This window comes from Halomonas sp. KM072 (assembly GCF_050710315.1).
In the GTDB taxonomy this organism is placed as follows: domain Bacteria; phylum Pseudomonadota; class Gammaproteobacteria; order Pseudomonadales; family Halomonadaceae; genus Vreelandella; species Vreelandella hamiltonii.
In genome coordinates, this window is the sequence record NZ_CP136132.1 from 2,839,343 (window position 1) to 2,853,309 (window position 13,967).

The window sequence follows — 13,967 nt, forward strand, 5'->3', positions numbered from 1 at the left end:
GGCGTTACACCTTCAACTGCGCGTCAGGGTCGCGCATCATGGTTTTCCAGACGTCTTTCACGCGGCAGTCTTCACACATTTCCAGACGCGCCAGCGCATCGCCGGCAAAATAGGGGTGATTGGCCAGCTTGGTTTTCATGGCGGCCACCGTGCTGACCGTCGCGAACGGTTTGCCACAGCCGATACACTCAAAGGCAGGCTCTTCATGGCACACGTGGCGCGTTTCACGGGCAGGCGCGGCCAGAAAACCAGGCACCAGCGTGATGGCATTTTCCGGGCACGCCTGTTCGCACAGGCCACACTGCACGCAGTCGGCTTCCAGGAAGCTGAGCACCGGCGTATCGCCGCCTGCCTGCAACGCGGGTGTCGGGCAGTTGCTGACGCAGGCATAGCACAACGTACAGGCGCTGCTATCCACATCGATGCCGCCGTAGGCCGCGCCTTCCGGCAGCGCTTGACGCTCGCCGCTGGGGGTTCCCAGCGCGGCCAGGCGTGCCAGTACCTGATTCAATCGCGTGCGCTTGTTGGACTCGCGGAAGCTGACGGCAGTGTCACTCAACGGCAGCAGGCTGGGCAGAGCATCGCGCGCGTCAGTGGCGTTGGCCGCCACCAGTTGGATACGTTCGACGGCGTGGCCAAGCGCTGCCAGCAACCCATGGGCCAGCGCTACCTGATGATTCAGAAAGGCGCTCAAACGGGGCGGCATGCCCTCGTGAAGCTGAATACGTACTTCAGAGGCGCCGCTGGCCAAGGCCGTCAGCCACTGGTCGTGGCCAGCCGCGCCCAACTCTTCCAGCGGCACATCGATGAGATGGCCTGGCGTGACCACGCCCGCCTGGCGCTCTTGCTCCAGAGTATCGTGAGTAACGAAGCGCAGCACGGGCACCTCGCCTCCCGCCTCACGGTAGGCCTCGAGCCACGCTGCCAGCGTATCCTGCTGACGGCGCGTTTCGGGCAGCCTGAACTCGATGGCACCGGTGGGGCAGGCGCTGGTGCAACTACCGACGCCCTGGCACAGAAAGGGATCTATCTCGATGCGGGACTCGATACGCCCCTTGATGCTGGTGATGGCATCCGCCGGGCAGACGTCCAGGCAGCGGGTACACCCCACGTTGCCACTGGCCGAATGCGCGCACAGGTCGGTATTGACCTGGAAGTAACGGGGCTTGTCGAACTCGCCTACCAGCTCGACGGCACTCTCCAGCACTTGCTGGCGCTGCTCATCGGCAGCCTCGGGAGCGAGTCGCAAATAGCCAGGCGGCGGCAGTTCCCATGGCATCGCGGGCAGCATGCCGGGGGCCGTCAGGTCCAGCACGACATCGAAGGCGTCACGCTCGACCAGCACTTGTGCCAGATCCAGCGTTTCACCCTGTGAAAACGGCACCTGAAGATGAAACGCGCCCAGATGCCCGGTGATAGTGAGCTGCGCCAGCTGCTCGGCACTCAAGGGCTGCTCGATGACGGGCTCACTGCCCGTCGGCAGCTCGGCGGCGTCGTTCAGGGTCAGTAGCGTCAGCGATGCCAACCCCTGATGCTGCAGCGCACGCGCGGCGGCTATCACAGGTTGAACGGCACCGATCAGCACCACGTGTCCACGACTATGGTAGGTAACGTTGGCGGGGGTCAGATTGACTGGCCAGGAGATACGCCGACGCACCGCTTCACGAGCGGCCGCGTTGCGCTGGTCGTCAATCGACGCCAGTTGGATTCGTTGATTCATGCACGCTCACGGTCAATGGGTCGTTCTTATTATTTTATTTGAATGGTCGTTTTAATGGTCATTTTGACACAAGTGCGGTGTAACGCCACCTCCCTTATGCCTTCAGCGTATGGTGCTATGCCGCCTTTTGCCACTTCCATTGGTCTTATCACTGTCAACGGCGGCCCGCTAGGCCAGCGCTAACTCTATGATAAACAAGACAACTATCGCTCAGGACGCTCGCTGTGAGCGTGATGAGGCAAATCAGACTGGTCGTCCAGATCGGGGCTTTGTACAAAACTGTCATCCCTTGTGCAAGTCGCCTCCTCCTGGGCAACGGACGTCGCTTGCGTTTCTTGCGCTCCTGCTGCACGCGCCTCGTCTTCCCGGGGCGCCTCGATGGCCTCTTCCGCCTGGTGAGCCCACCGCCTGAGCTTGTCCGCCAGCTCGCTGGCCATGGGCTTCAACTGCTGCGTGTAGTCGGCATCGTAATCATCCAACCCGTCACGCACGTTGTAGTTGCCGGTGGCCCACAGTCGGCGCAGGGCACGGCGGCGCAGCGCCGAGCTGACCCCCGCCGCCATGAAGACACTGAAGTCGCTGCCAGCGGGCAGGGTATCAGGGTCGGGGAGCGTATCGTCCAGGCTGCCGGGCGCAGGTGCCGGGGGCTCAGCGGGGTCGGCCGGGGCTTCCTGCTGCTGGTGCGCTTCAGGCAGCACAGACGCATCCTCGCTTGCCTGGGCAGGCTCGGGTGCCATGACGGCATCGCTCTCGAGGCCACGCTTTTTGCGCGACCAACGCTCTAATCGGCTCATCGGATCACTCCTTGTCGGGCAGCGTCTGGGCGCGGCCTGCCCCTTTGCGTTTTTTCTTGCGCTGCTCCACGGGGGCTTCTCCATGACGGGCCAGATAGCGTTCGATCCATACCTGAATGGCCAGCGGCATGGGAGCCTCCAGCACCTGCTGTTCGCCATCCAGCCAGCCCGCCGCGACATCCTGGCTCGCGGTAATGGCATCCGGCCTGGCTGGCTGCCCGGTAAACCCGGCGCGCACGAAGAGCCGCGGCGTCGCGGAGGTCAGATTGAAGCGGTAAGCCGCGCGTTCGGTCATGGAGAGCTGCAGACGCAGCACGTGGTCGCCCTGATCACCGGGCACCAGCTCGATGATACGCCACTGGGTGACGGTAAACGCCCCCATGGTCTTTCGTTCGGCCACCAGAGTGGCACTAATGGCACGCAAATTATCACTCATGAGTTGCCCCTTTAGACCTTGAACGGGTAGACAAGTAAGCCTTTTGAGCGCCATCATCGTCAACTCAGACTATTTTACTCAACTATTACGTTAAACGCCGCGCCCATCGGGCGAGGCAGTGACGCGGAGCAGTGAGGATTGCGCATGCCCGCCCTTCAGTTAAGCCGTGCCCGGCTGCCAGCCACCACCACCATCAGCGTGATGGATGCCTACGGGGCGACCTGCCAGCAGGCCATTGCCGCCGAACGCGCCCTGACGGTCTACCTCAACAAGCGTGAAATCGTGACGCTGATGACCCTGGGCGATGACCCCGAAGCGCTGGTGGTCGGCTACCTGCGTAACCAGGGGCTGTTGTACCGGGCAGAAGACCTCACGGCGGTGCAGGTGGATTGGGAGGTAGAGGCTGCCGCCGTGGTCACGCGCCACCTGCCCGACGACCTGGAAGCACGCCTGGGGACCCGCACGGTGACCACGGGATGCGGGCAGGGCACGGTGTTTGGCAAGCTGCTGGAGCAGACATCGCTCACGGCGCTGCCCGCCACGCCGCTGGCCCAGTCGACCCTCTATCAGTTGCTGACCAACCTGAACCACTATAACGAGACGTATCGTAGCGCAGGCGCCGTGCACGGCTGCGCGCTGTGCCAGCAGGCCCAGGTGCTCGATTTCGTCGAGGACGTAGGGCGGCACAACGCCGTGGATACCCTGGCAGGTCGCCAGTGGCTGAATCAGGCCAACAGCCAGCAGGCCGACATCTTCTACACCACCGGCAGGCTGACCTCAGAGATGGTGCTGAAAGTGGCACAAATGGGCATCAGCGTGCTGGTCTCACGCTCGGGGGTGACCCAGAAGGGTGTCGAGCTGGCCGAACGCTTCGGTGTGATGCTGATTGCCCGCGCCAAGGGCAAAAGCTTCCAGGCCATCAACGCCGAGGGGCGCTTGACGCTGGATGACATTCCCCCCAAACCGCCGAGCGCTCGCTCGTCCAAGGAGGCAGGCATATGATCGCGACACACGACCTTACCGGCATGATTCTCGCGGGGGGTGAGGGCCGCCGCATGGGCGGCCGTGACAAGGGCCTCGAGCCCTTCGCAGGCCTGCCGCTGGTGGCGCATACCGTCAAGCGCTTCGACGGCCACGTCCATGAGCTGATGATCAACGCCAACCGCAATGGCGATGCATACGCACTGTTTGCCGATCGAGTGATCGCCGATGCCGAAGGCGGCTTCAAGGGCCCGTTGATGGGCATTTACAGCGGCCTGCGCGCCGCCCGCACGCCGTGGCTGCTGGTCGCCCCCTGCGACTCCCCCGCGCTGCCCCATGACCTGGTGGCACGCATGGTGGCAGGCATCGTCACGCAGGATGGCGAACACGATATCGCCGTGGCCTTCGACGGCGAGCGCCTGCACCCCGTGGTGGCGCTGCTGCGCACCTCGCTGGCCGACGACCTGGCCGCCACTCTAGCCGAGGGCGAACGCAAGATCGACCGCTGGTACGCTCGCCACACCTGGTGCCGCGTGGACATGTCCGACTGCCCTGAGGCGTTCGCCAACCTCAATACCGAAGAGGAAAAAGCCCGTCTGGAACAGGCACTGGCAACGTCCTCACGGGAGACCCCATGAGCCTGTCGTGTTTCGAGCTGGGCGAGCAGATGCTCAGCGTCGATGCTGCCCGCGAGGCGCTGATGACGCTGGTGGCGTCGCCGGTGGCCACCGAGCAGGTCGCCTTGAGCAGCGCTTTTGGCCGCCAGCTGGCAGAGGACATCATTGCGCCCATCGATGTACCGCAAAACACCAACGCCGCCATGGATGGCGTGGCCCTGGCCTGGCCCAAAGCGCCTCCCTACACCACCCATTTCCCCATCGTGGGGGACGCCTTCGCCGGGCAGGCGTTTGCCGGCGAGGTGCCTGCGGGCCAGTGCGTGCGCATCACCACCGGTGCGCCGATCCCCCGCGGTGCCGATACGGTGATCATGCGTGAACAGCTGATCGACGATGGCGCCAGCGCCACCATCGATGCGCCCGAACGGGTGACGGCCGGGCAACACGTGCGCCAAGCCGGGGAAGACATTGCCAAAGGCAGCGTAGCCCTTGCCGCAGGCGCGCGACTGGACGCCGCTCGCATGGGGCTGGTGGCCTCGCTGGGCCATGCCGTCGTCACGGTGTATCGGCGCCCCCGGGTGGCGATTTTCTCTACCGGCAACGAGGTGACGCCACCGGGCGGCCCACTCCCCAGCGCAGGCGTCTACGACACCAACCGATTTACCCTGATGGGCCTGCTCGCCGAGCAGGGGGCCGAGGTGCTGGATCTGGGCATTCTCCCCGACGACCTCGACGCCATCGAAACCGCACTGGCCAGCGCCGCCACCCAGAGCGATCTGGTGATCACCAGCGGTGGGGTTTCCGTGGGCAATGCCGACTACACTCGGGCGGCGCTGGAAAAGCTTGGCCGCCTGGCCTTCTGGCGGGTAGCGCTACGCCCCGGACGGCCCATGGCCTGCGGACAGCTGGGCGCTACACAAACGCCCCTGATCGGCCTGCCGGGCAACCCGGTAGCGGTCATGGTGACGTTCCTGCAATTCGTGGTACCGCTGCTGCGGCAGTTGCAGGGCCTGCCCCCGGCGCCGCCGCCCCGGCTCGAGGCAATTGCCCAAACCACGCTGAAGAGCCGCTTGCAACGCACTGACTTCATCCGCGGTGTTTACCACTGCGATGCGCAGGGTACGCTGCATGTGCGCAGTACCGGAGCCCAGGGCTCGGGGATTCTGACCTCCATGGTGGCCGCCAACTGCCTGATCGAACTTGGCGATGACCAGGCAGGCGCCCAGCCAGGCGAGGTGGTCTGCATACAACCGATAACGAGCTGGCAATGACCGAACAACTGATCGACGATTTTGGCCGCCGAGTTCGCTATGTGCGGCTATCGGTGACCGACCGCTGTGATTTTCGCTGTGTCTACTGCATGAGCGAAGAGATGACCTTTCTGCCTCGCGCCCAGGTGCTCACTCTGGAGGAGCTGGCCCTGGTGGCCCGCGCGTTTACCGAACTGGGCGTGGAGAAAATTCGCCTGACAGGCGGTGAGCCGCTGGTGCGCAAGGGCATCGAACAGCTGGTGGACGACATTGGCGCGCTGCCGGGTCTGGATGACTTCACCATGACCACCAACGGCGCGAGCCTGCGCAAGCATGCCAAGCGGCTTTACGCCGGCGGCTTGCGCAGGCTCAACATCAGCCTCGACTCGCTGCACCCCGAACGCTTCAAGCAGTTGACCCGCACGGGCGAGCTGGCCCGCGTGCTGGACGGCATTCAGGCAGCCAAAGAGGCTGGTTTCACTCGGATCAAGCTCAACGCGGTGATCCTGAAAGGGCGCAACGAAGACGAGGTGCTCGACCTGGTGAGCTTTGCCCGCCGCGAGCAGCTGGACATCAGCTTCATCGAGGAGATGCCGCTGGGGGATGTATCGGACCACTCTCGAGCAGAGACCTTCTACTCCAGCGATGACGTGCAGGCGCTGATCGAAACCCGCTACTCGCTGACCCCCACCACCGAAAGCACGCCAGGGCCCTCACGCTACTTCAGGATGGCCGACAGCGACAGCCGCGTGGGCTTCATCTCTCCCCACAGCCATAACTTCTGTGACAGCTGCAACCGGGTACGCGTCACCGTGGAGGGCCGCCTGCTGCTGTGTCTGGGCAATGAACACTCGGTGGACCTGCGTGCGGTGCTGCGCCGTCATCCCGGCGAGATCGCACCGCTCAAGCAGGCCATCATCGACGCCCTGCCATTGAAACCCGAGCGCCACCACTTCACCACCGATGGTGATATTCAGGTGGTGCGCTTCATGAACATGACCGGAGGTTGAGCCGTTGGCGCTTGAGGCACTCGTACCCGTGCATATCGTGACCGGCTTTTTGGGCAGCGGGAAAACCACGCTGATTCATCAGCTGATCGAGCAGAAACCCGCCCATGAAAAATGGGCCATTCTGGTCAACGAGTTCGGTCAGATCGGCATCGACCAGACCATGTTCGCTGCCCGTGATGACGTGGTGGTCAAGGGCCTGCCTGGCGGCTGCCTGTGCTGCCAGCTGGCGTTCGTGCTGCAGGCGGCGCTGGTCAATCTGCTGGCACGCCAGAGACCCGACCGGGTGATCATCGAGCCCTCGGGGCTTGGGCACCCCGCCGGGCTGATGGATTTGCTGCAGGGTGAGGCTTTCCGGGACGTGGTGGCGGTGCAGGACATCATCGCCACCCTCGACCCGCGTCGGCTGGACGAAGCCCGCGTGCGAGCGCATGAGACTTTTCAAGATCAGCTGACCATGGCCGATGCCGTGGTCATCACTCTGGCCGACATGGCCAGCGACGAACAGCATGCACGGGCCGAGCAGTTCATCGACACGCTCTGGCCGCCGCGCAAATGGGTGCATAGCACTCAGCAAGGCCCCTTGCCCATCGCCCGCCTGCTGAGCCCCTCGGCCCCTCGGTCTGCGGCGCCAGCCGCCATGCCCGCCGCGCACCAGGCACTGGTTGCTCAGGGGCCCAGCCTCGAAGGGGCGTTCTTCGACTTCCCACCGCCCCCAGGCAAGGCGCAGCAGCAGGCCGCCAGTGCCCTGGGCTATACCAGCACCGGCGTGCGTTGGCACCCCGCCGAGCGTTTCGACCTGGACCGTTTGGCGCTATGGATGAGCGAGCTACCCGCCACCGCCAGGGTGAAGGGCGTCTTTCATACGGACGATGGCTGGAAGCAGCTCAACCGCGCCGAAGGCACCCAGAGCGTGGCCGCCAGTGCCTGGCGACAAGACTCTCGGTTGGAGGTGATTATCCCTGAAGGCACGCTGCCCCTGGCTGATACGACGCTTCCTGATCAGCTACGCGCTTTGGGGGCCTGGCGGTAAGGGACATTGCGCGCGTACGGCCTGCTCCATTTCCTCCACCGACATGGGTCGCCCGAACAAATACCCCTGAAACGCATGGCACCCATGGGCCATGAGCCATGCCTGATGCGCCGGGGTTTCGACCCCCTCGGCGATGACATCCAGGTTCAGGCTCTTGGCCAGAGCAATGGTACTTTCGACGATGGCGGCATTGGCACTGCTCTCGAGCACCTGCTGGACGAAGGACTGGTCGATCTTCAACTGATCCAACGGGAGCTGTGCCAGATACGCCAGCGACGAGTAGCCGGTGCCGAAGTCGTCCAACGAGAAGCGAACGCCGCGCGCCTTCAGGCTCAGCATCTTGTCGCGGGCATCGTCTCGGGCGTCGACGAACAGCGTTTCGGTGACTTCCAGCTTCAACCGCTCGAGCGGGGCTCGGGTGCGCTGGAACACCTGCTCCACTCGATGTAGAAAATCGCTCTCGCGGAACTGCAGAGGGCTGATGTTGACTGAAATGGTCAGCTGCTCGAACCCCGGCTGGTGCTGCCACGCTGCCAACTGATGGCAGGCTGCCTCCAGCACCCACTCGCCTACGTCGTTGATCAAGCCGGTGCTTTCCAGCAGCGGAATGAACTCACCGGGCGACACCAGCCCGCGTTCAGGATGGTACCAGCGCAACAGCGCTTCGACGCCCTTGATGCGCCCCTGTTCATCCACCTGGGGCTGATAGTGCAACAGCCACTGCTGGTGATCCAGCGCCAGACGCAGGTCAGACTCCAGCTTGACCCGTGCCAGCAGCGCGGCCTGCATGGAGGGGTCGAAAAAACGTAGGCCGCGCCGGCCACTGGCCTTGGCCTGGGAAAGCGCCATGTCCGCCTGCTGCAGATAATCATCGGTACTGTGTTGGCTGTCGGCCATGACGGTGATGCCCACGCTGGCCGTGACCGACGCCTGCTCACCCCCCACCTGGATCGGGGTATCCAGCGCTGCCATCAGCTTGCTGGCGATATGCTCGGCCAGCGCCTGCGTTTTACGCGAGCTGCCATCCACTCCCTCGACCAACACGGCAAATTCGTCGCCGCCCAGTCGCGCCAGAGTGTCCGTATCGCGCAGCATCTGGCCAAAACGGCGTGCCACGTTCTGCAACAGCCGATCACCGATATGATGCCCCAGCGTATCGTTGACATGATTGAAGCTATCCAGGTCCAGCAGAATCAGCGCTCCGCAGCGCTGGTGGCGGTTCAGCTCCTTGAGGGCCACGCCGATTCGGTCGATGAACAGGCGACGGTTGGCAAAGCCGGTCAGCGGATCGTAGAACGCCAGCTGATGAATCTCCTGCTCGGCCGCCTTGCGTTCGCTGATGTCACTCATGGTGGCCACATAGTGGGTCAAGCTGCCGTTGCGGTCATGCACGGCACTGATGGTCAGCCACTCGGGAAACAGCTCGCCGTTCTTGCGCTGGTTCCAGATTTCTCCCTCCCAGCTTCCCGTGGAGAGTACACTGCGCCATAAGCGTCGGTAGAAAGCGGCATTGTGGTGCCCAGAGCTGAACATGCGCGGGTTCCTGCCCACGACCTCCGCATCACTGTAGCCGGTGATGCGCTTGAAAGTGTCGTTCACTTTCAGGATCGTGCCCCGTGCATCGGTCACCATGATGCCCAAATGTGCCTGAAATGCAGCGGCAGCAATTTGCAGCTCCACTTCGGCGCGTTTTGCGTCTGTTACCTCACGGGTCACGGAAAGCGCTCCTTCTAATTCGTCCGGTTGTTGGGTGCTGCTCACCAAAGGGCTCAAGGTGGCATGAAAATCGTGCGACTGCTGGCCCAATGGCAGCGAATACTCGAACGTGGCCACCTGACGAGTGCGCTGCACCTGCCGGAACACGTCAGGCATCCCGTGGGCGCACCTGATAGAGTGAAAAAAGACAGAGGAAGATACACCAGCCCGCGACATGGGTGAGACTGTTGAAGTGTGGCGCGATGTTTTTTTGATGTATATCAATTTTTGGCAAAACCGTTATCAAAATCCTCATATCGGTATGACCGGCAGGGCAACGAGGCAGTCATGGCATCTCTGGGACAAATGAGCGATTACGAAATACGCCTGGTGCGTATCTTCAAGACCGTAGTGGAGTGCGGTGGCTTCACCGCTGCAGAAACGACGCTGGGCATCAGCCGCTCGGCCATCAGCCAGCACATGAGCGACCTGGAGAGCCGACTGGGGTTTTCGCTTTGCCAGCGAGGTCGCGGTGGGTTCAGCCTGACCGAAGAAGGCAAGGAGATTTACCAGGCCGGCCTGACCCTGCTGACCGCCCTCGAAACCTTCAAAAGTGATGTCAATGCACTGCATCACACCATCAAGGGCGAGCTGAATATCGGCATCACCGATAACCTGGTGACGCTACCCGCCATGAACGTTACCCACGCCCTGGCGGCGCTGACGGCTCCCAACCATGCAGTGACCGTGAATATTCATATGGAACCCTCTGACGCGGTGATCCGAGGCGTCATGGATGGGCACCTGCACGTCGGGGTGGTGCCTGCCGTGAACCTGCCGACCAGCCTGGAGACGCGCTGGCTTTACGACGAGCCGTCATACCTGTACTGCTCGGCCGAGCACCCCTTGTTTCCACAGGCCGACGAGAGGCTCGAAGCAGGCGACATTGCCCAGCACCCTGCCATACAGCCCCGCTACCCGCTACCGGAAAAGGCCCGCCAGGCCCACGAAGCACTCAACCGTCGAGCCTCTGCGTCAGACCGAGAAGGCGGCGCCTTCCTGATCCTGACCGGGCGCTTCATTGGCTTTCTCCCCGAACACGTGGCTGCCCAGTGGGTCAGCGCAGGCAAGATGCGCGCCCTGCTGCCCCAGCACTACGCCTATCGCATCCCGTTCGTGCTGATTACCCGCCACGACCGCCGCCCCAACCGCGTGGTGGATGCCTTCCTGGGGCTGGTGAAGGAAGCCAACTAGGCTTTGTACGAAAAGTCGGCGAGCGATGGCCAGACAAGGCAAAAATCGGCGAAAAGACGGAGTTTACAAGGTGTAAATGAGTACTTTGATCGGACTCGCGCACGAGCCGATTTTTAACGCCGTATGGGCGAGCATAGGCAATTTTCGTACAAAGCCCAGCGGCGCAGCCCGCCAGGCTCTGCCCGACAGCTGACTGCGCCATGCGCTACCGCATCAAGGCTGGCGAGCCGCCTCGCTGGCCATCAGCGGCACAGGGCCTGCCTGGGGAGACGACGCCAGCGTACGGCTGGCGACGTAGTACACCAGCGCCCCCAACGCCGAGCCCGTGAACCAGCCGTAGTCATAGAACCAGTTCATGGTACCGGTCAGCAGCGACAGCAGGGTCAGGCTCACCGGAATGCCGAAGGCAATGAATCCGGCGATATTGACCGCGGGGTAAGCCTGGTGGTCCATGTACAGGCTAGGCACATCCAGGCGCTGGCGTTTGATCAGGAAATAATCCACCGCCATGATGCCTGCAATCGGGCCCAGCAGGCTGGAGTAGCCCAGCAGCCAGTTGGAGTACATCTGCTCCAGTGAAACGCCCTGGCTCACCACCCCCGCCTTTTGCAGCAGGTCGTAGCCCATCAGCAGCACCCCCACGGCGCCGGTCATCAGCACGCCACGGGTTTGATTGATCAGCTTGGGGGCAATGTTCTGAAAGTCATTGGTGGGTGAGACGATATTGGAAGCGGTGTTGGTCGAGATGGTCGCCACGATGATCAGCAGCATGGCCATGATGACCCAGAAAGGGCTGTCGATATAGCCGATCAGGCGCACCGGGTCGGCCACGGTTTGGCCTACCAGCGTTTCCGAGGCGGCGGTCAATACCACGCCCAAGGCAGCAAAGAAGAACATGGTCAACGGCAAGCCCAGGATCTGCCCGACGATCTGGTCCTTCTGGCTCTTGGCGAAGCGGCTGAAATCAGGAATGTTCAGTGACAGCGTCGCCCAGAAGCCCACCATGGCCGTCAGGCCAGCAAAAAAATAGCCATATACCGAAGCCCCTTCCGGGCGCGACGGCGGCTGGGCCAGCAGTTCGGTCATCGACATGTGCGGCCACGCCCACATCATCAGCCCGATCCCCACGGCCAACAGCAGCGGTGCCGCCAGGGTTTCCAGCCACTTGATCGACTCGGCCCCGCGAATCACCACGTACAGGTTCATGGCGCCAAACACGAAGAAGCCAATTACTTCGCCGACGCCACCCAGCGCCGCCCAGGCGGGAAACAGCGCCGACAGCAGCAGGTGAATGGCCAGCCCGCCAAACATGGTTTGAATGCCAAACCAGCCGCAGCCTACCAGCGCCCTGACCAGGCAGGGCACGTTGGAACCCAGGATGCCAAACGAAGAGCGCAGCACCACCGGAAAGGGAATGCCGAATTTAGTGCCGGGAAAAGCGTTCAGCGTTAGCGGAATCAGCACGATCACATTGGCCAGCAGAATGGCCAGTAGCGCCTCGCCAACGCTCAGCCCAAAGTAGGCCGTGAGCACGCCGCCCAGGGTGTAGGTAGGCACGCAGATCGACATACCGACCCACAGCGCCGCAATGTTCCATTTACTCCAGGTACGCTCTTTTGCTTCGGTAGGCGCAATATCGTCGTTGAAGCGTGGGCTTTCACGCACATCATCTTCCACTGCCAGTTCGACCAACCCCTGCTGATCGATCATTCGAGATTTAGCTGCCGTCATTGTTGTCTCCTCAGCCTCGCCATTGCCTTTTTATCTTCAAAGGTTCAGCAAGTTGTGCAGCAATAAACGTGCCTAAACGCACGCCCACGGCACTAACCCATTGAACACAAAGCTGACTTGATAGACATATATAATAGCGACGCCTTTCGTATCGTTGTTGTTATACGCGCGGGGATTAAAACCTCATAAAAATGGTAGCGGCATCTCTATAAAACGCACCATCAAGATGCAAAAGAAATCAAAATCAACTAATAAAAAAACAACAAAACACTGATAAATATGAAAAAAATATAAAACCCATAATAGTGCAACGCTTCACCATATTGACAAAAAAGCCAAGTTAAAAAATTAAAAAACTGCAAAAACAAACACTTAAAACCTCACATACTTTTCTATAAAAAATTCTTGCAAACATCCTTCATCCAGCGCTATGTTCAAAAAGCTGTCCAATATGACAGCTTTGTGAACAATAACAATTCCCGACCGTGAGTCGCGTTCATGACACGCCCAGCACCGAGCGATACACGACTGACTTCCCATCCATTCGGAGGTCGGCGCGTTATGACAAAAGAGGGGTAGTCCATGCAGAAAATGAAGATTGGCCTGATCCAGATGGCCCTGAATACCAGCACCGACCAGGAACCCGGCGCCATTCGTGACGCGATGAACGAAGCGCACCTGCCCATGATTCAGCAAGCCGCCGAGCAAGGCGTGCAGGTGCTGTGCTTCCAGGAAGTGTTCAATCAGCCCTATTTTTGCCCCAGCCAGGACAGCAAGTGGTACGCCGCCGCCGAGCGAGTGCCGGAAGGTCCCACCTGCCAGATGATGCAAAAGCTCGCGGCCGAGCACCGCATGGTGATCATCGTCCCTATCTATGAAGAGACCGAGACCGGCGTTTACTACAACACGGCAGCGGTGTTCGACGCTGACGGTAGCTATCTAGGCAAATACCACAAGACACACATTCCCCAGGTGGCTGGCTTTTGGGAGAAATTCTTCTTCAAACCAGGCAAATCCAACTGGCCGGTTTTCGATACCGCCTACGGCAAGATCGGCGTGTACATCTGCTACGACCGCCACTTCCCGGAAGGCTGGCGGGCACTGGCGCTCAACGGCGCCGAAGTGATTTTCAACCCTTCTGCCACGGTGGCCGGTCTTTCCCAATACCTCTGGGAGCTGGAGCAACCCGCCTCTGCCGCTGCCAACGGCTGCTTCATCGCCGCCATCAATCGGGTTGGCACCGAGGCCCCCTGGAATATCGGCGACTTCTACGGCTCCAGCTACATCGTCAACCCACGCGGCAAGATCGAAGCCCAGGCCAGCGCCACGGAAGATGAGCTGCTGGTGCATGAGATCGATTTAGACATGGTGCGCGAAGTGCGCAACAGCTGGCAGTTCTTCCGCGACCGACGCCCCGAGACCTACACCCGCCTCACCGACGGTGAATGA

At 61.7% G+C, this 13,967-nt stretch carries 12 protein-coding genes; 7 read left to right on the forward strand and 5 right to left on the reverse strand.

The window, feature by feature from the left end:
• Nucleotides 1-4: 4 nt before the first annotated feature.
• The 3 genes from RVM26_RS13450 to RVM26_RS13460 form a co-directional block, all read right to left on the reverse strand.
• The gene (locus tag RVM26_RS13450; protein WP_498939132.1) at nt 5-1,720 is read right to left on the reverse strand and encodes a 4Fe-4S dicluster domain-containing protein; all 1,716 of its coding nucleotides are present in this window, start codon (nt 1,718-1,720) and stop codon (nt 5-7) included.
• Between the two features lie 203 nt (nt 1,721-1,923).
• Nucleotides 1,924-2,514 (reverse strand): DUF3306 domain-containing protein, encoded by a 591-nt coding sequence (locus RVM26_RS13455; protein WP_081138702.1) that lies wholly within the window; start codon nt 2,512-2,514, stop codon nt 1,924-1,926.
• Nucleotides 2,515-2,518: 4 nt separating this feature from the next.
• Entirely contained in the window at nt 2,519-2,950 is a 432-nt protein-coding gene (locus tag RVM26_RS13460) for a DUF3305 domain-containing protein (protein WP_081138703.1), read from the reverse strand.
• Nucleotides 2,951-3,094: 144 nt separating this feature from the next.
• Here RVM26_RS13460 and RVM26_RS13465 point away from each other — a divergent pair, with 144 nt between their 5' ends.
• From RVM26_RS13465 to RVM26_RS13485, 5 genes are read left to right on the forward strand one after another with little or no spacing between them, the layout of a single operon-like run.
• A complete protein-coding gene (locus tag RVM26_RS13465) occupies nt 3,095-3,952 on the forward strand; it encodes a formate dehydrogenase accessory sulfurtransferase FdhD (protein WP_096922023.1) in 858 nt (285 codons plus the stop codon).
• Entirely contained in the window at nt 3,949-4,569 is a 621-nt protein-coding gene (gene mobA / locus RVM26_RS13470) for a molybdenum cofactor guanylyltransferase MobA (protein ID WP_287807157.1), read from the forward strand. The genes RVM26_RS13465 and mobA overlap by 4 nt, the downstream gene beginning before the upstream one ends.
• On the forward strand, nt 4,566-5,819 hold the full coding sequence (moeA, locus tag RVM26_RS13475; protein WP_498939136.1) for a P-loop NTPase family protein: 1,254 nt from the start codon (nt 4,566-4,568) through the stop codon (nt 5,817-5,819). Before mobA ends, moeA begins: the two co-directional genes overlap by 4 nt.
• Nucleotides 5,816-6,808 (forward strand): GTP 3',8-cyclase MoaA, encoded by a 993-nt coding sequence (gene moaA / locus RVM26_RS13480; RefSeq protein ID WP_498939138.1) that lies wholly within the window; start codon nt 5,816-5,818, stop codon nt 6,806-6,808. The genes moeA and moaA overlap by 4 nt, the downstream gene beginning before the upstream one ends.
• Before the next feature lie 28 nt (nt 6,809-6,836).
• Nucleotides 6,837-7,838, forward strand: a complete 1,002-nt coding sequence (locus tag RVM26_RS13485) for a CobW family GTP-binding protein (RefSeq protein WP_498939140.1) — start codon at nt 6,837-6,839, stop codon at nt 7,836-7,838.
• Here the strand turns inward: RVM26_RS13485 and RVM26_RS13490 are convergent.
• Nucleotides 7,812-9,710, reverse strand: coding sequence for a putative bifunctional diguanylate cyclase/phosphodiesterase (locus tag RVM26_RS13490; RefSeq protein WP_498939142.1), 1,899 nt, complete (start codon nt 9,708-9,710; stop codon nt 7,812-7,814). The two genes, RVM26_RS13485 and RVM26_RS13490, sit on opposite strands and share 27 nt — an antisense overlap.
• A 171-nt stretch (nt 9,711-9,881) precedes the next feature.
• Here RVM26_RS13490 and RVM26_RS13495 point away from each other — a divergent pair, with 171 nt between their 5' ends.
• Nucleotides 9,882-10,787, forward strand: coding sequence for a LysR family transcriptional regulator (locus RVM26_RS13495; RefSeq protein WP_287807150.1), 906 nt, complete (start codon nt 9,882-9,884; stop codon nt 10,785-10,787).
• A gap of 213 nt (nt 10,788-11,000) precedes the next feature.
• On the opposite strand, the gene RVM26_RS13500 is transcribed toward RVM26_RS13495, so the two are convergent.
• A complete protein-coding gene (locus RVM26_RS13500; protein ID WP_498939144.1) occupies nt 11,001-12,518 on the reverse strand; it encodes an NCS1 family nucleobase:cation symporter-1 in 1,518 nt (505 codons plus the stop codon).
• 582 nt (nt 12,519-13,100) lie between these two features.
• Between RVM26_RS13500 and RVM26_RS13505 the strand changes: the two genes are divergently transcribed.
• The gene (locus RVM26_RS13505; protein ID WP_498939146.1) at nt 13,101-13,967 is read left to right on the forward strand and encodes a carbon-nitrogen hydrolase family protein; all 867 of its coding nucleotides are present in this window, start codon (nt 13,101-13,103) and stop codon (nt 13,965-13,967) included.